This is a genomic window from Oceanicola sp. S124 (assembly GCF_000220565.1).
Taxonomy (GTDB): domain Bacteria; phylum Pseudomonadota; class Alphaproteobacteria; order Rhodobacterales; family Rhodobacteraceae; genus Pseudooceanicola.
Map to the genome: position 1 here is coordinate 1 of NZ_AFPM01000039.1, position 17,437 is coordinate 17,437.

The 17,437-nt window shown below is 67.5% G+C and carries 18 protein-coding genes and 1 pseudogene; 6 read left to right on the plus strand and 13 right to left on the minus strand.

All coding sequences use genetic code 11. From position 1 onward, the window contains the following. From OS124_RS23570 to OS124_RS0103705, 6 genes and pseudogenes are all read left to right on the plus strand, one after another. Nucleotides 1-255: pseudogene (locus OS124_RS23570) on the plus strand (fructose bisphosphate aldolase); the annotation flags it as partial. Between the two features lie 230 nt (nt 256-485). After that, nucleotides 486-785: a septum formation initiator family protein gene (locus OS124_RS0103685; RefSeq protein WP_010137985.1), complete on the plus strand. Its 300-nt coding sequence runs from the start codon at nt 486-488 to the stop codon at nt 783-785. Between the two features lie 397 nt (nt 786-1,182). Next, nucleotides 1,183-2,196: a pyruvate dehydrogenase (acetyl-transferring) E1 component subunit alpha gene (gene pdhA, locus OS124_RS0103690; protein ID WP_010137986.1), complete on the plus strand. Its 1,014-nt coding sequence runs from the start codon at nt 1,183-1,185 to the stop codon at nt 2,194-2,196. A 15-nt stretch (nt 2,197-2,211) separates the two neighbouring features. Further along, nucleotides 2,212-3,594: a pyruvate dehydrogenase complex E1 component subunit beta gene (locus tag OS124_RS0103695; RefSeq protein ID WP_010137987.1), complete on the plus strand. Its 1,383-nt coding sequence runs from the start codon at nt 2,212-2,214 to the stop codon at nt 3,592-3,594. Between the two features lie 10 nt (nt 3,595-3,604). After that, nucleotides 3,605-4,942: a pyruvate dehydrogenase complex dihydrolipoamide acetyltransferase gene (locus OS124_RS0103700; RefSeq protein WP_010137988.1), complete on the plus strand. Its 1,338-nt coding sequence runs from the start codon at nt 3,605-3,607 to the stop codon at nt 4,940-4,942. Nucleotides 4,943-5,135: 193 nt separating this feature from the next. After that, the gene (locus OS124_RS0103705) at nt 5,136-6,203 is read left to right on the plus strand and encodes a DUF2278 family protein (protein ID WP_010137989.1); all 1,068 of its coding nucleotides are present in this window, start codon (nt 5,136-5,138) and stop codon (nt 6,201-6,203) included. A gap of 52 nt (nt 6,204-6,255) precedes the next feature. Here the strand turns inward: OS124_RS0103705 and cysE are convergent, their stop codons facing one another. From cysE to OS124_RS0103770, 13 genes are all read right to left on the minus strand, one after another. Beyond that, the gene (gene cysE / locus OS124_RS0103710; RefSeq protein ID WP_010137990.1) at nt 6,256-7,059 is read right to left on the minus strand and encodes a serine O-acetyltransferase; all 804 of its coding nucleotides are present in this window, start codon (nt 7,057-7,059) and stop codon (nt 6,256-6,258) included. Nucleotides 7,060-7,263: 204 nt separating this feature from the next. After that, nucleotides 7,264-11,190: a baseplate multidomain protein megatron gene (locus tag OS124_RS0103715; RefSeq protein ID WP_010137992.1), complete on the minus strand. Its 3,927-nt coding sequence runs from the start codon at nt 11,188-11,190 to the stop codon at nt 7,264-7,266. A gap of 3 nt (nt 11,191-11,193) precedes the next feature. Continuing rightward, complete coding sequence (locus OS124_RS0103720) at nt 11,194-11,631, minus strand: NlpC/P60 family protein (RefSeq protein WP_010137993.1); 438 nt, start codon at nt 11,629-11,631, stop codon at nt 11,194-11,196. Continuing rightward, nucleotides 11,628-12,512 carry a DUF2163 domain-containing protein gene (locus OS124_RS0103725; protein ID WP_010137994.1) on the minus strand — a complete coding sequence of 295 codons (885 nt, stop codon included), beginning with the start codon at nt 12,510-12,512 and terminating at the stop codon, nt 11,628-11,630. The genes OS124_RS0103720 and OS124_RS0103725 overlap by 4 nt, the downstream gene beginning before the upstream one ends. Next, a complete protein-coding gene (locus OS124_RS0103730; protein ID WP_010137995.1) occupies nt 12,512-13,144 on the minus strand; it encodes a DUF2460 domain-containing protein in 633 nt (210 codons plus the stop codon). Before OS124_RS0103730 ends, OS124_RS0103725 begins: the two co-directional genes overlap by 1 nt. 10 nt (nt 13,145-13,154) lie before the next feature. Beyond that, complete coding sequence (locus OS124_RS0103735) at nt 13,155-13,772, minus strand: phage tail tape measure protein (RefSeq protein WP_010137996.1); 618 nt, start codon at nt 13,770-13,772, stop codon at nt 13,155-13,157. Beyond that, a complete protein-coding gene (locus OS124_RS0103740; RefSeq protein ID WP_010137997.1) occupies nt 13,765-13,980 on the minus strand; it encodes a rcc01693 family protein in 216 nt (71 codons plus the stop codon). The genes OS124_RS0103735 and OS124_RS0103740 overlap by 8 nt, the downstream gene beginning before the upstream one ends. Then, on the minus strand, nt 13,977-14,300 hold the full coding sequence (locus tag OS124_RS0103745) for a gene transfer agent family protein (protein ID WP_010137998.1): 324 nt from the start codon (nt 14,298-14,300) through the stop codon (nt 13,977-13,979). Before OS124_RS0103745 ends, OS124_RS0103740 begins: the two co-directional genes overlap by 4 nt. A gap of 2 nt (nt 14,301-14,302) precedes the next feature. After that, nucleotides 14,303-14,716 (minus strand): phage major tail protein, TP901-1 family, encoded by a 414-nt coding sequence (locus OS124_RS0103750; protein ID WP_010137999.1) that lies wholly within the window; start codon nt 14,714-14,716, stop codon nt 14,303-14,305. Between the two features lie 23 nt (nt 14,717-14,739). Beyond that, the gene (locus OS124_RS0103755; RefSeq protein WP_010138000.1) at nt 14,740-15,150 is read right to left on the minus strand and encodes a DUF3168 domain-containing protein; all 411 of its coding nucleotides are present in this window, start codon (nt 15,148-15,150) and stop codon (nt 14,740-14,742) included. Next, nucleotides 15,147-15,482 (minus strand): head-tail adaptor protein, encoded by a 336-nt coding sequence (locus OS124_RS0103760; protein ID WP_010138001.1) that lies wholly within the window; start codon nt 15,480-15,482, stop codon nt 15,147-15,149. The genes OS124_RS0103755 and OS124_RS0103760 overlap by 4 nt, the downstream gene beginning before the upstream one ends. Then, nucleotides 15,479-16,078, minus strand: coding sequence for a head-tail connector protein (locus OS124_RS0103765; protein ID WP_010138002.1), 600 nt, complete (start codon nt 16,076-16,078; stop codon nt 15,479-15,481). The genes OS124_RS0103760 and OS124_RS0103765 overlap by 4 nt, the downstream gene beginning before the upstream one ends. Before the next feature lie 173 nt (nt 16,079-16,251). After that, nucleotides 16,252-17,433 carry a phage major capsid protein gene (locus tag OS124_RS0103770; protein WP_010138004.1) on the minus strand — a complete coding sequence of 394 codons (1,182 nt, stop codon included), beginning with the start codon at nt 17,431-17,433 and terminating at the stop codon, nt 16,252-16,254. Nucleotides 17,434-17,437: the final 4 nt, after the last annotated feature.

Here is a 17,437-nt window from a genome sequence, read left to right on the forward strand (position 1 = left end):
AAGCTGACCCTCCCCGAGGTCGACAACCAGTACAAGGCGCTGGTTGATCACCCGGCGGTGATGCGTGTCGTGGCGCTATCGGGCGGCTATGCGCGCGACGAGGCCAACGACCGCCTGTCGCGCCAGACCGGCATGATCGCCTCCTTCTCGCGCGCCCTGACCGAGGGGCTGTCGGCCCAGCAGTCCGACGCCGAATTCGACGCCACCCTGGCCGAGACCATCGAGGGCATCTACGCGGCCTCCGTCGCCGGCTGAGCCATGTCGCCCCGGCGGCCAAACCGCCCGCAGGTAGGGCGCCCCACGGGGCGCCCTTTTTGCTGCCCGGTGCCGGGCCGGGCAACTGGACGCGGAACCGTCCAGCCCCCTCTGCCCATTCACTTTTCCGCGTTATTTCGCCGAAAGTTCACTTAGGGGATTCACATCGCGAATCACCTGTGGCATGATTCGCCTACACCGCACGAAGAGGCGGGTAAATTGAGGCAGTCATGAGCATCGAGTCGCGCCCGGGTGTCGGGCTCTTCCTCTATTTCGGAGCCATCCTCCTGCTGGGGATGTACTTCACCTTTGCCGCCGTGCAGGGGGAGTACGGTATTTTCCGCAGGGCCGAGGTGGTCGCCGCGAACGAGGTACTGGCCCGCGACCTGGCGCGGCTCGACAGTCGCATTGCCGACATGCAGAACAAGACGCGCCGCCTGTCCGACGATTACCTCGACCTCGACCTGCTGGACCAGCAGGCCCGCGACGTGCTGGGCCTTGTCCGTGTCGACGAATTCGTCCTGCGCTGACCCTTCCCCATCATCCTCGCACCGGGCTCTGACCCGCCGCTCCTGAGGGGCGCCTCCGCCGGCATATTTCCGGCAAGCTGCAAGCGGGACCCGCGCACCACGGGGTGCCGTGCCTTCTCCCCTCCTGATGGCTGAAAATACTCGCGGGGGAGCCTCCGGCACGGAAACGGCGGCGGCAGCCCCCCCCGCCGACGCAGCACCACCGGATCCCCGCCCAAATCAAACTTGCACCAAATGCCCCATGGACAAAGGCGTTACGCCTCTTAGTCTTGCACCATGGACAAGCCAGCCACCCACGGCGATTTTGGCCCTCGCATCGGGCCGGGATATGCTGTAGGAGATAGTTTAGCGTTAAACTATCCAAGATTTGCACTTCGACTCACGGGGAGGACACCGCATGGCGACCCGCAAATCCGCAGCCAAGCCGAATGTTTCGGCAGATGAGCTGAAGACTTATTATCACGACATGCTGCTGATCCGGCGCTTCGAAGAGAAGGCCGGCCAGCTTTACGGCATGGGGCTCATCGGTGGCTTCTGCCACCTCTACATCGGCCAGGAAGCCGTTGTGGTGGGCCTTGAGGCCGCGGCGGAGGAAGGCGACAAGCGCGTCACCTCCTACCGCGACCACGGTCACATGCTGGCCTGCGGCATGGATCCGAACGGCGTCATGGCCGAGCTCACGGGCCGCGAAGGCGGTTATTCCAAGGGCAAGGGCGGCTCGATGCACATGTTCTCGAAAGAGAAGCATTTCTATGGCGGCCACGGCATCGTCGGCGCCCAGGTGCCGATCGGCACCGGCCTCGCCTTCGCCGACAAGTACCTTGGCAATGACCGCGTCTCCTTCGCCTACTTCGGCGACGGCGCGGCGAACCAGGGCCAGGTCTACGAGAGCTTCAACATGGCGGCGATCTGGAAGCTGCCGGTGATCTTCGTGATCGAGAACAACCAGTACGCCATGGGCACCGCGCAGAAGCGCTCGACCTCCTCGGCCGAGATCTACAAGCGCGGCGAGCCCTTCGGCATCCCCGGCCAGCTGGTCGACGGCATGGACGTGCTGGCGGTCAAGGAAGCCGGCGAGAAGGCCGTGGCGCACTGCCGCTCGGGCGAAGGCCCCTACATCCTCGAGGTGAAGACCTACCGCTACCGCGGCCACTCCATGTCGGACCCGGCCAAGTACCGGACCCGCGAGGAAGTGCAGAACATGCGCGAGAAGCACGATCCCATCGAGCACATCCGCCAGATGCTGATCGAGGGCAAGCACGCCACCGAGGACGACCTGAAAGAGATCGACAAGACGATCAAGGATATCGTCAACAAGTCGGCCGACTTTGCCAAGGAAAGCCCCGAGCCCGCGCTCGAAGAGCTCTGGACCGACATCTACGCGGATGAAATTCCGCAGCACAACGCCTGAGGGAGGACCCGAGGAATGCCTACCGAAATTCTGATGCCCGCCCTCTCTCCGACCATGGAGGAAGGCACGCTTGCCAAGTGGATGGTCAAGGAGGGCGACACCGTCTCGTCCGGTGACATCCTGGCAGAGATCGAGACCGACAAGGCGACGATGGAGTTCGAGGCCGTCGACGAAGGCACCATCGGCAAGATCCTCATCGAGGAAGGCACCGAGGGTGTGAAAGTGAACACCCCGATCGCCGTGCTGCTGGAAGAAGGCGAAAGCGCCGACGACATCGGCGCGGTTTCCGCCGCGCCCGAGGCCGACAAGGCCGAGGCGGACGCCGAGGAGGCCCCCGCGGCCGCCGAGGCGCCCGCAGCCTCCGCCCCGGCAGAGGTCAAGTCGAAGGCCAGCCCCGATTGGCCCGAGGGCACCGAGATGCGCGAGCAGACCGTGCGCGAAGCCCTGCGCGACGCCATGGCCGAAGAGATGCGCGCCGACACCAATGTCTACGTCATGGGTGAGGAGGTCGCCGAGTACCAGGGTGCCTACAAGGTGACCCAGGGCCTGCTGGACGAATTCGGCCCCAAGCGCGTCGTCGACACCCCGATCACCGAGCACGGCTTCGCCGGTCTCGCCGTCGGTGCCGCCTTCGGTGGCCTGAAGCCCATCGTCGAGTTCATGACCTTCAACTTCGCCATGCAGGCGATTGACCAGATCATCAACTCGGCTGCCAAGACGCTCTACATGTCCGGCGGCCAGATGGGTGCGCCCATGGTCTTCCGTGGCCCCAACGGTGCCGCCGCCCGCGTCGGCGCCCAGCACTCCCAGGACTATGCCGCCTGGTATGCGCATATCCCCGGCCTCAAGGTCGTGATGCCCTACTCTGCCGCAGACGCCAAGGGTCTGCTGAAGCAGGCCATCCGCGATCCGAACCCGGTGATCTTCCTGGAAAACGAGATCCTCTACGGCCGCTCCTTCGAGGTGCCGGTGCTGGAAGATTTCACCATTCCCTTCGGCAAGGCCCGCATCTGGCGTGAAGGCACGGACGTGACCATCGTCTCCTTCGGCATCGGCATGCAGTATGCCCTGGAAGCCGCCGACAAACTGGCCGACGAGGGCATCAGCGCCGAGGTCATCGACCTGCGCACCCTGCGCCCCATCGACTACGACACCGTGCTGGCCTCCGTGATGAAGACCAACCGCTGCGTCACCGTCGAGGAAGGCTTCCCTGTCGGCTCCATCGGCAACCACCTGTCGGCCACGATCATGGAACGCGCCTTCGACTACCTCGATGCGCCGGTGATCAACTGCACCGGCAAGGACGTTCCGATGCCCTATGCCGCGAACCTCGAAAAGCACGCCCTGGTGACCACCGACGAGGTGATCGCCGCGGTGAAGAAAGTCACCTACCGCTGAGGAGAGAGAGATGCCCACAGAAATTCTGATGCCCGCCCTCTCTCCGACGATGGAGGAAGGCACCCTGGCCAAGTGGCTGGTCAAGGAGGGCGACACCGTCTCCTCCGGCGACCTGCTGGCCGAGATCGAGACCGACAAGGCGACGATGGAATTCGAAGCCGTCGACGAAGGCGTCATCGGCAAGCTGCTGATCGCCGAGGGCAGCGAAGGCGTGAAGGTCAACACCCCGATCGCCGTGTTGCTGGAAGAGGGTGAGAGCGCGGACGACATCGACAGCGGGGCCTCGGCGCCCGCGGCGAAGTCCGAAGAAAAGGCCGCCCCTGCCCAGGCCGCGGCCACCGCAACCCAGGGCGGTGCCACCGCCCAGACCGGCAAACCCGTCGACACGCCCGCCCCCGCCGCCCCCAAGGGCGCGGACGGCCAGCGTATCTTCGCCTCGCCGCTCGCGCGCCGCATCGCGGCCCAGAAGGGTCTGGACCTGGCGTCCCTGAAGGGCTCTGGCCCCAAGGGTCGCATCGTCAAGGCCGATGTCGAAGCCGCCGAGGCCAAGCCTGCCGCAGCAAAGTCCGAGGCCGCCGCGCCCAAGGCCGCTGCTGCCGCTGCCGCTGCGCCCGCTGGCCCCTCGACCGATGCCGTCCTCAAGATGTACGAGGGCCGCGAGTTCGAAGAGGTCAAGCTGGACGGCATGCGCAAGACCATTGCCGCCCGTCTGACCGAGGCCAAGCAGACCATCCCGCACTTCTACCTGCGCCGCGACATCAAGCTCGATGCGCTGATGAAGTTCCGCAGCCAGCTGAACAAGCAGCTGGAAGCGCGCGGCGTGAAGCTGTCGGTCAATGACTTCATCATCAAGGCCTGCGCCCTGGCGCTGCAGTCCGTGCCCGACGCCAACGCCGTCTGGGCCGGGGACCGTGTGCTGAAGCTGAAGCCCTCGGACGTGGCCGTCGCGGTCGCCATCGAAGGCGGTCTCTTCACCCCGGTGCTGAAGGATGCCGACAGCAAGTCGCTGTCCGCGCTTTCGGCCGAGATGAAGGACCTTGCGGGGCGCGCCCGCGACCGCAAGCTGGCCCCGCATGAATACCAGGGCGGGTCCTTCGCGGTCTCCAACCTCGGCATGTTCGGCATCGACAACTTCGACGCCGTGATCAACCCGCCCCATGGCGCCATCCTGGCCGTCGGTGCGGGCGTGAAGAAGCCGGTGGTGAACGCGGAAGGCGAGATCGAGGTCGCCACGGTAATGTCCGTGACCCTCTCGGTCGACCACCGGGTCATTGACGGGGCGCTTGGGGCAGAACTGCTGAAGGCCATCGTCGAGAACCTGGAAAACCCGATGCTGATGCTGGCCTGATTTCTGGCGCGACAGTTTCGGCCCCTCGCGGGGCCGTGCCTTCGGTGAGAGTTTTTTCAGCTATCGAATGGAAGGGCCTGTCGGAGCGATCCGGCAGGCCCTTTCTCTTTTGCGTCAGGGTGTTCGAGGGCCCTCGACTCTGCCGCCCCGGGGCGCGAAGCTGGGCGGGAACGACCCCGGGGGCACGCGCGCCATGCCGATCATCAACTACGGTGTCTGGAAGGCCACCCCTGTGCGCGTCTCGGCAGAGCGGCAGGAGCAGGACGCCACCAGTCCGCATATCCACCTCTATTTCGATGACGGCGCGGGCGGCAGCTTTGCCGGCAGCAAACGGGCCTCGATCAACGTCAAGTCGCTCTCGGAGGTGTCCGAGCTGGTCTACTGGCATATCCCCGACCTGCGCCATCCGATCACCGATGCGCTGCGCAGGCTGCCACCTGGCTTCACGCCGCTGGAAAGCCGGCCAGGCGGGGCGGCGCTGGACTACATCCGCTCGAACATCCTGGATTTCGACGCCGGTCGCATCCTGCCCCATGACCTGCCGGGCCGTGCGCCCAACGACATCATCGACTTCGTCCTGCCCGAGCTGCAGGCCGCCATCGCGCGCCGCGCCACGGTCTACCTGCTGGGAGAGCCCTTCGCCGATCGCCAGGGCCTGCATGACATCCACATGAACCAGGGCAGCACCGCGCGGTTCGCCCAGTTCAACGGGCCCTGGCAGGACGGTGCGGTGATCCTGCACTACGAGGCCGACGACCGCTTCGAAGGGCTGTTCACCGCCTTTGCCTCGCAGGCCATGCACACAGACGGGCTGCAAGGGCACCCCCTGCCCGGCGCCGCGACCTTTGCCCGCCATCTCGGCCACCGCGCCCCGTCACCCCGTGCAGCCCCGCCGCCCGTGCTGCTGGACCCGGACCGTCGCGTGGTGATCTCGGGCGCGCTGGTCAATCCGGTGGGGGTCGAGAACCGCCCCACCTCGCGCGGCCAGCCGGAAACGGTCTACCTGATGAACCGCTCGGGCGAAGGTCTGTCGCTGGCGGGCTGGCAAATCGTGAACACCCTGGGCGAGGCCCGTGGGCTGGCAGGCGATGCCTGGCTGACCCCCGGCGCGGTGCTGGCGGTGCCGATGACCGGCGTCGCCCTGTCGAACCGGGGCGGCACCATCACCCTGCTCGATCCGCAGGGGCTGAAGGTCGACGGGGTCAGCTATACCGCCGCCGAAGCCCGGCCCGAGGGCAAGGTGCTGACCTTCCGGCGCTAGACATGCGAAAGGGCGCCCGAAGGCGCCCCGCAGGCTGTTGGTCCGAGAGGGCTCATTTGCCCAGAAGTTGGTCCATGCGAAGCGCCGGCTGATCGCAGCCCGCCTCGCCGACGATCTTCGCCGGCACGCCCGCCACCGTGGTGCAGGGCGGCACTTCATGCAGCACCACGGAACCCGCGGCAACCCGAGAGCAATTGCCGACCTTGATATTGCCCAGCACCTTGGCGCCGGCACCGATCAGCACGCCGTTGCCGATCTTCGGGTGGCGGTCCTCTTCTTCCTTGCCGGTGCCGCCAAGCGTCACCGAATGCAGCATCGAGACATTGTCACCGACCACAGCCGTCTCGCCCACGACGATGGAATGGGCATGGTCGATCATGATCCCCTTGCCGATCACGGCAGCGGGATGGATGTCGACACCGAAGACCTCGGAGCAGCGCATCTGGAAGAAATAGGCCAGGTCGCGGCGGCCCTCGCTCCACAACCAGTGGGCGATGCGATAGCTCTGCACCGCCTGGTAGCCCTTGAAGTAGAGCAGCGGCTGGATGAAGCGATGGCAGGCCGCGTCGCGCTCGTAGGTGGCGACGATATCGGCGCGGGCCGAGGCGGCGATCTCGGGGTCGCTGCCGATGGCCTCGTCGCAGATCTCGCGCAGCAGCTGGCCCGGCATCTCGTCCGAGGCCAGCTTCATCGAGACGCGATAGGCCAGCGCCCGCTCGAAGGAAGGATGGTGCAGCAGCGTCGAATGGACGAGGCCGCCCAGAAGCGGCTCATCCGCGACGGCGGCTTCTGCCTCGCGCAGGATGCGGTCCCAGACCGGATCGAGCTCTGCCAGTTTCGGGTTGGAATGTGCCATGGTCATTTTCCCGTTTCGGGCCAGTTGGGCGCCCCTCAGATCCGTAGATCATAGCAGATAGGCACTGCGGGGAAAATGCAAAGGCGTGGACCGGAAGATCACGAGGAAAAATACCTCGTGATTTCCGGTCCTTCCGTCTGGGGCGTTGGACGGTCGTCAGGCCGCGCCCGGGCGACCGCCAGGCCGGACAGTCAGACCCAACAGTCAGACGGGGAAGGTCAGCGTCGCAAAGGCCCCCGGTCCGAAGCTGGCCGAGACCTGCGCCACCTCGACCTGCATCAGCCCCGTCGCGCCATCACCCGCCTGTTCGGCAGCGCCATAGGTCCAGCGGGACTCGGCGACCTCGACCTCGCGCAGGACCGCTCCGCCCTGCCGGATCCGCAGCAGGAAGGCCAGGCTGTCTTCGCCAAGGGGCACCTCGGCAAGATCCCAGCTGTCCCCCTCGATCCGGGTCCGGCGGATCCAGTCAAAGGCGATCTCCCCGCCCGGCTGTGGCACGGCGCGCAGGTGGCAGGGGGCGTATGGCTTCAGCCCGATCCCGTCGAAGGCCCAGACCTCGTGCTGGTAGGACGGATCGTCGGGGCCGCGCGCCGCGGGGCCGATGCGATAGTGCCGGGCCAGCCTGCGCTGACTGGGCGCAAGGGTGATCTGCCCCGGCACCCCGTCCAGCAGCACCACCCAGGAGCCCTCGGGCCAGACATCCGGCATCAGCGCCTCGGACCCGAGCTGACCGCGCAGGCGGTGTGACAGCAGGTAGGATCGCTCTCCGGTCAGGGTGGCATCGCGGAACTGGAAGATCTCCCAGTTGGCGGGATCGCCGTCGCCGATGGCCATCAGGTTGGCTCCCGCCATCAGCCCCGCCCCGTCGGTCGAGGCCAGCGTGCCCGAGGTCAGTGCCACCCCGAGCGGCGCGCCACGGTCGTAGCGGCCCAGGGGAGCCCGCGCCAGCGGCGTCGTCGTCACGCCGATGGTCGCCCGCGCGTTCAGTGCCTGGTCCAGCTGGTAGCCCGCGTCGCTGGCCGCCGTATAGACCGCGACAGCCCCGGGCCAGGGATCACCGGTCACCGCGACATGGGGGGCATGGGGCACCTCGTCACCGCGCATCAGCGGCAGGTCCAGCCAGAGCGGCAAGACCGGCAGCGGCGCCGAGAAGCTGGCGACCGAAGGCAGGGGCTCGCTCAGCGCGCCGGGGCGGTAGACCTTCGGGTCGATCCGCACCGCCTCGACGAGTGTCGACAGCCCGTGTTCGGCCCGGTCGAGCCGGTAGAGCGCCGCGCCCGCGTCCTCGTCCAGCGCGATCACGTCTCCCGCACCAAGGGCGCGACGCGAGGGTGGCAGGGCCAGGCGCAAGCTGTCGCGGGCGATCCGCGACTCAGCCAGCCAGCGCTCGACCACCTGCCGCCCCTCGCCCCGGGTCATCGCCAGGGCGATCTCGCTGCCCGCCACGGCACGGCTCTCTTCGTCGGGCAGGATCGCCTCTTCGGCAACCCGTTCGAAATCTGCATTGGCCTCGACGAAACGCAGCCGCATGCGACCGGCCATCTCGGCCTCGGGCGCGCGCTGGCGCTCAACGGCGCCCTCCATCTCGCCGCTCAGCGCCAATGCGTCGCGCAGCAGTTCCGCGTCCAGCGGTCCGCCGCGCATGATGAAGCGCAGCACCCCGTCCCGCTCGACCGCGTCGAAACCGTAGCGCAGCATCAGCGGCTGCAAGGCCGCCCGCGCCTCGCGAACGTCATCGTCGCAGTAGCCACTGACCACCCCGAACAGCCCACTGACATCGACGTGCCGCAAGCCCGCAGAGGTGCAGATCTCGGCCACCGTCAGCGCCAGCGAGCGCGACGACGCGCGACCGGTAATCCAGTGCCCGGCGCGGTAGTTCTCGCCATCGCTCCAGGTCTCGAGGTCGTTGGGAAAATGCGGGAAGGGCCGCGCATCCCAGGCCCAGACGAAAGCACGGGACATGTCCAGCATCGGCGCGCCGTAGACATCCGACACCGGATTGTGCGCCGGGTCGTTCCAGTAGCCATGCATCACCCGCAGGTACTGCTGCTGGATCACCTCGTCCCGGGCGCCGGTCGAATACCTCGGCAGGGCGGATTCCGAGCTTTTGGGATCGGGGAACTTGTTCGGCTCGTTGGTGCCCTTGTCGACGGCAGCGCACCCAAGCTCGGTGAACCAGATCGGCTTCGAGCGTGGCTGCCAGCCGGTCGGAGCGGCCTGGCGCACGCCGCCGATCCGCTCGTGATGCGGGTTCAGCCACCAGTTGCGCAGATCCTTGATGCGCCAGATCCAGGGCTCGTCATGGGCGCCATCGGTGATCGGTGTGCGGATCTGCGCGGCGCGGGCCTCGGAGGAATGATAGTACCAGTCATAAAGCTCTCCGCCCTCGATGTTCTCGGCCAGGTAGCCCGGGTCGTATATCGTCGGCCAAGACTGGGCATCCAGGTGATCCTCGCCCTCGCGCCAGTCCGACAGAGGCATGTAGTTGTCGATCCCGATGAAGTCGATCTGCGGATCGGCCCACAGCGGATCGAGGTGGAAATACCGGTCTCCGCTGCCGTCCTGGGGTTGGTAGCCGAAATACTCGGTCCAGTCGGCAGCATAGCCCAGCTTTACGTCCGGCCCGAGGAACGCGCGCACCTCGGCCGCCAGGTCCTGCAGCGCCGCGACTGCCGGGAAGCTGCCGCCCGCGCCCCGGATCCGGGTCAGCGCCACCATCTCGGAGCCGATGCAGAAACTGTCCACGCCGCCCGCCGCCGCACAAAGAGCCGCACAATGCAGGATGAAGCGGCGATAGCGCCACTCGGCAGGCCCGACGTAGCTGACCGCGCCCGGCGTCACGGCGAAGTCCGCGGCCTCGGCACTGCCCATGAAGGCCGCCACCTCGGCCTCGGCGACGCCGGTGCCGTCGGGAGAGCCCGGCCGGTTCGGCGCCTCGGAGGTGGTGATCCGACCGCGCCAGGGCAGATGCGGCTGGCTGTCGGCGTCGCTGTAGGGGTCGGGCAGCGTGTTGCCGAGGATCTGGTCCATCAGCAGGAAGGGGTAGAACATAACCGCCTTGCCGCGCGCATTCAGCGCCGAGATCGCCTCGATCACCGACGCATCCGCCGGGGTCCCGCCATAAAGCGCCCGCCCCTCCCCGTCCTGCGCCACCAGCTGTGCCGTCCCGCGCGTCAGCCCCGAGACGCGCCAGGGCATCTGCTTGCCATCATATTGCGATTGCTCGACCTTCGGGCGGATCTCGCAAGAGCCGCAGCGCAGGTCGTCGCCGAACCAAGACACGATCAGCGACACCGCCCCGCAGTCGGTGAAGCTGGCGTCAAGCTGATCGAGAGAGGTTTCGAGATCACTCTTGCCCGAGGGCGAATTGACATTGGCCAGCCCGACATGGCCTGCGCCGTAGTCGTAGCTGACCTGACTGGTCGCCAAGGCAAATTCCCCACTGCCCGGCATCAGGGCCACGCCCCGGATGGCATGGGCCGGCTCGTCGGCGGCGCCCTCAAGCGCCAGCGGCGCCGGGCGCAGCACCTCGAAGGAGAACTGGGGAATGCGGTTGCCGAAAGCCTCCAGCGCAAGGTCTTCCAGCATCAGATAGGCCGTACCGCGATAGGCCGGCACATGCCCCGCGCCCTCGACCGCCTCCATCTTGGGGTCCGGCAACTGATCGTCCGAACCGCGATAGACCCGCATGTCGAGGTCCGCCGGCGCGATCTCGGCACCGTCTGCCCAGATCCGCCCGATGCCGGAAATCTCACCCTCGCAGAGCGCGACGGCGAGGCTGACGGAATAGGAATGCTCGGTCACCTTCGGCTTGCTCGGCGCGCCCTTGCCACCGCCCGTCGTGCGGGTGGTCTCACGGAACTCCGAGGCCCATATCACCTGCCCCGCAACCCGCATCCGACCGTAGACGCGCGCCACCGGATCGCCCTCGCCGGCGCCGGTCAGGCGAAAGCGCTCGACCCGGCCGGTCTCGACCGCGGCCGAGCCCTGACCCAGCAGGCGCTGATCTATCACCCGGCCAAGGGTCGCCCCGACGAAGCGGCCAGCGGCGACGGCCGAGAGACCAAGGACAGAGCCCCCGATGGAACCGCCAAGCGCGGCACCAGCGGCGGAAAGAAGAACGGTTGCCATGGGTTACACCTCGTCGGGAAAAGCGAAACTGGCCACGATGCGGCGTCGCCAGGGTTGGCTGAGCGGGCTTTCCAGAACCCCGTGGCCGCAATAGGCGTGGATGAAACTGCCCTCAGGTCCGATGCGCGCGAGGATGCCAAGATGCTTGGCCACGGCGCCCGAGCGCATGCGGAACAGCAGCACGTCACCGGGCTGCGCCGCGCCCGCGCGCGGCACCAGGTGGCGGCACGCAGCCGCCCAGAGGCGTTCCTCGCGCTGCGGTTCGGACCAGTCAGGGGTATAGGCCGGCACCGGCTCGGGCTCCTGCCCCAGCACCTCGCGCCAGACCCCGCGCAGCAGGCCAAGGCAGTCTGTCCCCGCGCCTTTCAGCGAAGCCTGGTGCAGGTAGGGCGTCCCGATCCAGCCCCGCGCGGCATCAACGATCTGCGCGTCACGGCTCATCGGCGCGACCCGCCCGAGGTTTCGCCACTCTGGGCGGGATGCACCATGATCCAGTCCTCGCCCGGGATGTCGGGGAAGCCCTGGTAGTTCAGAGCATTGCCGAACCGCGCCCGGCAGGTAGAGAAGCGCTTGTCGCAGCCCACCTCAAGCCGGAAGGTCGCCCCCATGCCGGGATCCACCGGCAACGGAGTCCACAGCTCGATCCGCCGTCCGCCGCCCTCGCCGCGGTCCAGCTTGACCGGCGAGGACAGACCCGCGGCGGGACCGTCCAGAACCTCAAGCCGGCCATGGGTGAACCAGCCCTCGGCGAAACCGCCAAGCGCCGGGAAGGTGACGACCGACAGGCTCTCGATCGCGCTTGCCATGCTTTCGGCCCGGTAACCGGGCTGGCTGAGATCGACGCCGCACCCCTTCCCGCCCAGAACGGCCGCACAGGGCTTCTGGTAGATCCGTCCCATGGGCTGGTTGAGAACCTCCGACAGCCCCCGCAATTCGGCACGGAAGGCACCCCCGGCGCGGGTCAGCTCTCCGATGCTGCCGCGAAAGACCACCTGGCGCACCTCGGGCGCGGACCAGTCCAGCAGCCAGGCCGTGACCTCGGCACCGTCATAGCGCCCGGCCTCGATGTCCTCCTCGCGGATCGCCGCATCGCTCAGCGCACCCAGCGCCTCCGAGTTGTCGACAGACAGCCCCGTGCCCTGCTGCAACGCCGCCGCTGTCAGGCCGGTATCGGCGCGGAAGGTCACGCCCTCGAAGACAAGATCGCAATCGTGGTCGGTAAAGCCCAGCGTCAGCCCGTCGCGGCGGGTGATCCTCCAGGCATGGCAGGTCGTGGTGGCCCCCGTCGCAAGGTGGGCCGCAAGAGCGGAATTGAACGCCATCAGACCCGCACCTCCACCACCGGTACGCTGGGCACGTCGCCCGCCCGGAAGGAGGCGACCGAGGTCTGGATGCGGTCGGTATCGAAGCGCACCGGCACATCGAATTCGAAGCCTGCGGTTACGTCCATGCCCTCGTTGGGCGCAGTGACGAAGGTGATCAACCCGGTGGTCACATCGACCGAGTAGTGGAGGCCGTCCTGCAACTCGTCGTCCTCGACCCCCGCACGGACAGTGCCCTGCACCGGCTTGGTGATCGGTCGCGCGTAGCTCTGCTGGCCCGAGGTATAGGTCTTCAACAGCTGGTAGCTCTGCGTCACCCCGTCGCCCCGGGCGATCACCTGGTCTCGGTAGTCGACCTCGGCACTGGGACGGCAGGACTTGTAGTCTGACCAGTCCTTCCAGCGGAAGGCATGCAACTGCCCCTGCCGCGCCTCGAAGAAGGCGATCAGCGTCTCGACATCGTCGAGCGAGCGCATGGACACCCCCGCATCGAAGCGCCGGCGCGAGTGCTGCCAGGGGGTGTTGCGCTCTTCGAAGCCATTGGCCAGCGTCACCACCTCGGTGCGCCGCTCGGGCCCGCCGGTCGAGCCGAAAGAGAGATTTGCGGGAAAGCGGACCTCGTGGAAGGACATGGCGATCTCCTCAGCGGTTGCGCTGGCCGCGCGTCAGCGCGCGGCTCATCTGGGCGGCGATCTGGCTCTGCGAGCGGCGGAAGCCCTCGACATCCGGCGTCGTGATGTTGATCACCACGCTGGACGGTCCCTGCCCCTGCATCCGCACGCCCAGCCGGCCGTCGGCCCCACGCGACAGCGGCATGATCGCCTCCGGACCCGCTTCGCCCATCAGGCCCGTACCGCCGGTCATCGGAAAGTAGGTAGGCGACGAGACGACACCGCCCTTGGCGAAGGGCATGACGTTCTGCACGAGCCCACCAATGCCCTGCGCGATCAGCCCGCCGAAATGGTCGGTCACCGGCTTCACGGCGGCGGAATAGGCGGCATTCACCATGGAATTGGCGACGGTGCGCAGCGCATCCGAGGCCCGCATCCCGTCGAACAGCACCCCGTCCAGCGCGCGCCGCAACCCCCGGCTGAGACCGCGCTCCAGCGTCTGCACATCCTTGCCCGTCTCGGCCAGGGCCGTGCGCATGCGGCGCAGCTCGCTGTCGAAACCGGCGGCCATGTCGGCAGCACCACCAAGGGTCACATCCAGGCTGTCCACCTGCGCCTGCAGCGCCTCGAGACCATTCAGATCACTCATTCTCGCCTCCTCTCGTCGCGGCCGCCCCGTCGGGATAGGCCGCCAGCAATTCATCCAGCCGCGCCCGGTTCAGGACCGAGGCCGCCTGGGCGCCCTCCCCCAGCATCAGCCGCAGCTCGGCCGGGGTGAGGGCCCAGAATTCCGCCGGACGCAGGCCCAGGATCCGCATCCCGACCTGCATCAGCGCGGGCCAGTCCAGACCGCTCATGCCGGTCCCTGGGGCACCGTGAAGGCCCGCGCCAGCAGCTCTGCGGCCTTACGGGCGGCCAGCATCGGCCCCCCCTCGATCTCGACGTTCAGCAGATCTTCGGCGCGGCCCTGCCAGCCGCCCCCGCGCAGGCCGGCAACGATCAGCGCCACCACGTCGCGGGTGCTGTAGCCGCCGCCCTCGAACCGCTCGACCAGTTCCAGAAGCGAGCCGCTCTCCAGCATCGCCTCCAGTTCGGCAAGCGCGCCGAGCGTCAGCTTCATCACGTGCCGCCGGCCATCCAGAACCAGCGCCACCTCGCCTGCATGGGGATTGGCCATGATCAGAGCGCCGTGAAGCTGAGCGCCCCGGCCGAGGCCATCGACAACTCGTAGGTCGCCTCGCCGTTGTGGGCGCCGGCATATTCGATCGAGGTCACCTGGAACGGCCCTTCGACCACGCCGAAGTCGGGGATGATGACCTGGAAGGCAGGTGTTTCACCGTCGAAGAAGATCTGGCGGGCCCGCTCGTCGCTGCCCGCGTCCTTGAACACGCCAGAGCCCCCGATGGCCGCCGAGCGCACCCCCGCCCCGGCCAGCAACTCGCGCCAGCCGCCCTGGCTTTCAAGGCTGGTCACATCGACCGCCTCGGCGTTGAAGCTCAGCCGCGAGGCCCGCAGGCCTGCCAGCGTCTCGAACAGACCGGCACCGGTCATGTCCACCTTGATCAGAAGATCCTTGCCGTTCTGGGCCACCATTGTCGTCACTCCGTCGAAAGGGTTCAGGTGTCTTGCACGCGGGCACGAAAGCTCAGGTCGATGCGGCGCAGCTGCCCCGCCTCGTCCCGGCGCGCCCGGGCCTTGAGGAAATTCAGGCTGACCAGGTGCCCCCGGGACAGCGCGGGCAATGGCAGCTCCAGCGCGTCCGAGACCGCCGCGGCGACCTCCTTCGCGGTCTGGAACCCGGCCTCGGTCGTCACCACCGAGATCGTCAGGTCATGCTCCGCCCCGCCCCCACAGGAGGTGGACCAGTCGCGGACCTGCTCGGGGCCGAGGCTGACATAGGTCGCGGGCGGCGTGCCCAGCGGGGGCGCGTCGAAGATGTCGGAACCGACCAGCGCCACCAGCACGGCATTGGTCGACAGCTGTGCGTAGATCGCGGTCTGAAGCGCCGCCGAGATCGCGTAGCTCATGCCATGACCTCCTCTCGTGCGCGGCAGCGCAGGAACCGCCCCGAGGCGTCATCCTCCTGAACCGCGTCGATCAGGTAAATCCGCTCTCCGTCCCGGAACCTCTGGCCCGGCTGAGGGCGGTTGGACGCCCCCGGAGGAGCGCCCCGCACGATGATCTTCAGGATCTGCCGATGCGCCCCCAGATCAGCCCTGTCGCGCAACCCGGCGTTTCCCGGTGTCACCTCGGCCCACAGGATCCCGAGCGCATCCCAGCTGCTCTCGAAACCGCCGGAACCGTCGGCCACACGTACCGGGCGCTCCAGGATCAGTTCCCTGTTCAGGCGCGGGCTCATGAGCGGCCCCCGAACCCGATACGCATCGGCCGGTAACGCTCCAGAAGGGCCGTGACGCCGAATGGGGTGCAGCCCTTCCCGAGCGCCACGTCATTGCGATACTCGTAGTAGTGCGAGGCCATCAGCAGGATCGCCTGCGCCAGATCCGGCGGCACCTGGCTCCAGTCCAGCGCGGCGCCCGCTGTCAGCAGCACCTCGACCTTGCCGTCCTTGGGCGGCTCCGGCAGCGTGCCCTGCAGGGCGCGGAACTTCGGTTCGAAGGAATCCTCGACGAACGTGAAGCCACCGGCGTCCTCACTGAGCCGCGCGCCAGCCTTGTCGACCAGCGTGACCTGCTGGATCGACCGGACCGGAGCCAGCGGAAAGGCCTGCCCCTCGGGATTGGCCCAGCTCTGCACGGTCCAGATGAAATCGCGCTGGAAGATCGCCTGGCCGGTGCGGCCCTCGATCGCCGCCAGGGCAGCGCGGATGTAGCCCTCCAGCACGTCGTCCTGCGCGCTGTCCTCGGCAAAGCCGGTTCCCAGGCGCAGATGCTGCTTGAACTGACTGAGCGGCAAGACAGCCGCATCGACCTGGTTCACTTCGATCAAAATCATCACCGTACTCCGATATTCGGGACCGGCGTTTCCGGCCCGCGGCGCATCGAGGCCCCAGCCTCCGACGCGTGCCTCCCAACGTTGCTCGGACGGAGGGAGCTGCTGGACAACGCCTGTGAGAGACACGCGCCCGACGGGGCCGAAAAGGCACGGCCCCGCCGATCCGACGCGTCTTACGACGTGCCGAACTTCAGCAGCTTGATCGCGGCAAAGTCGCTGACATCGCCGCCAACGCGCTTGGTGGCGTAGAACAGCACATGCGGCTTGGCGCTGAAGGGATCGCGCAGCACGCGCAGGTCCGGGCGCTCGGCAACGGTGTAGCCGGCATGGAAGTCCCCGAAGGCGATGGCATGGGTGCCGGAAGCGATGTCGGGCATGTCCTCGGCGATCAGCACCGGATAGCCCATCAGGCGCGCCGGCTCGCCCGCCGCAAGGCCATCAGACCACAGGAAGCGGCCGTCCAGGTCCTTCAGCTTGCGCACGGCCCCGGCCGTCTTCGAGTTCATCACGAAGGTGCCGTTGGCGCGGTAGCGGGCGCCGAGGGCATAGACCAGGTCGACGATGGCATCGGCCGGATCGTTGGGATCGAAATCCCCATCGGTGCCGGTGGCGATATAGCCCAGGCTGTCCCAGGCCCAGGAAGCCTCGGCAACCTTGGTGTGGGTCAGGAAGCCGGTCGGCTTGTCGTCGCCGTCGCCATTGATGAAGGCGTCGGCCTCGGCACGGGCAAACTTGTCGGCGATGCGCTCGGCCAGCCAGCCCTCGACGTCGAAGGCGCTGTCATCCAGCAGGCGTTGGCTGGCCTTGGGCAGGGCCGACAGCTCGAACAGCTCGATCGAGATCCGGTCCACTGCCGAGGTCGTGGTCTCGGTCACGCTGGTGCCGTCATTCCAGCCGGCCCCCATGTCGGTGGTATCCACCAACACGTCGTAGGAGCTGGCGTTGACATGCACCACGTTCGCCACCTGGCGGATCGAGGCCGAGCTTTTCAGTACCGAGCTGATCGTGGCCGAGGTTTCCGGGTCCAGCAGGTAGCCGCCATCGCCGGTGACGGAGAGCGCCTTGCTCTCCAGTTCGAGGCCGCGCAGGCCGTCGTCGTCGCCCGAACGCAGGTAGGCCGAGACGGCCTTGCGATGCGGGGCGCCGCTCTCGGCGGCAGAGGCCAGCGCCGGGCGCGCGGCGGTAAGGGATTTGCGGTCAAGCATGGTCAAGCGGCTTTCCTGTTGCTGCAGTCTTTCCTGAAGTTCGTCACGGAAGCCTTTGAACTCCAGCATGAAATCCGAAACAGCGGATTTCACCTCGGCGACGGGAGAGAGGCTCTCCCCAACCCGAGCATCGGTCTCGGTCTTACCCATCATC

What these genes read in the sequence shown, in the direction of transcription:
- cysE (WP_010137990.1), bottom strand. Translation starts at nt 7,059, where the DNA reads ATGGCACATTCCAACCCGAAACTGGCAGAGCTCGATCCGGTCTGGGAC.
- OS124_RS0103755 (WP_010138000.1), bottom strand. Translation starts at nt 15,150, where the DNA reads ATGAGCTACGCGATCTCGGCGGCGCTTCAGACCGCGATCTACGCACAG.
- OS124_RS0103765 (WP_010138002.1), bottom strand. Translation starts at nt 16,078, where the DNA reads ATGATTTTGATCGAAGTGAACCAGGTCGATGCGGCTGTCTTGCCGCTC.
- OS124_RS0103705 (WP_010137989.1), top strand. Translation starts at nt 5,136, where the DNA reads ATGCCGATCATCAACTACGGTGTCTGGAAGGCCACCCCTGTGCGCGTC.
- OS124_RS0103750 (WP_010137999.1), bottom strand. Translation starts at nt 14,716, where the DNA reads ATGGTGGCCCAGAACGGCAAGGATCTTCTGATCAAGGTGGACATGACC.
- OS124_RS0103700 (WP_010137988.1), top strand. Translation starts at nt 3,605, where the DNA reads ATGCCCACAGAAATTCTGATGCCCGCCCTCTCTCCGACGATGGAGGAA.
- OS124_RS0103720 (WP_010137993.1), bottom strand. Translation starts at nt 11,631, where the DNA reads ATGAGCCGTGACGCGCAGATCGTTGATGCCGCGCGGGGCTGGATCGGG.
- OS124_RS0103745 (WP_010137998.1), bottom strand. Translation starts at nt 14,300, where the DNA reads ATGGCCAATCCCCATGCAGGCGAGGTGGCGCTGGTTCTGGATGGCCGG.
- OS124_RS0103695 (WP_010137987.1), top strand. Translation starts at nt 2,212, where the DNA reads ATGCCTACCGAAATTCTGATGCCCGCCCTCTCTCCGACCATGGAGGAA.
- OS124_RS0103770 (WP_010138004.1), bottom strand. Translation starts at nt 17,433, where the DNA reads ATGGGTAAGACCGAGACCGATGCTCGGGTTGGGGAGAGCCTCTCTCCC.
- OS124_RS0103740 (WP_010137997.1), bottom strand. Translation starts at nt 13,980, where the DNA reads ATGAGCGGTCTGGACTGGCCCGCGCTGATGCAGGTCGGGATGCGGATC.
- OS124_RS0103760 (WP_010138001.1), bottom strand. Translation starts at nt 15,482, where the DNA reads ATGAGCCCGCGCCTGAACAGGGAACTGATCCTGGAGCGCCCGGTACGT.
- OS124_RS0103725 (WP_010137994.1), bottom strand. Translation starts at nt 12,512, where the DNA reads ATGGCGTTCAATTCCGCTCTTGCGGCCCACCTTGCGACGGGGGCCACC.
- OS124_RS0103685 (WP_010137985.1), top strand. Translation starts at nt 486, where the DNA reads ATGAGCATCGAGTCGCGCCCGGGTGTCGGGCTCTTCCTCTATTTCGGA.
- OS124_RS0103715 (WP_010137992.1), bottom strand. Translation starts at nt 11,190, where the DNA reads ATGGCAACCGTTCTTCTTTCCGCCGCTGGTGCCGCGCTTGGCGGTTCC.
- OS124_RS0103735 (WP_010137996.1), bottom strand. Translation starts at nt 13,772, where the DNA reads ATGAGTGATCTGAATGGTCTCGAGGCGCTGCAGGCGCAGGTGGACAGC.
- pdhA (WP_010137986.1), top strand. Translation starts at nt 1,183, where the DNA reads ATGGCGACCCGCAAATCCGCAGCCAAGCCGAATGTTTCGGCAGATGAG.
- OS124_RS0103730 (WP_010137995.1), bottom strand. Translation starts at nt 13,144, where the DNA reads ATGTCCTTCCACGAGGTCCGCTTTCCCGCAAATCTCTCTTTCGGCTCG.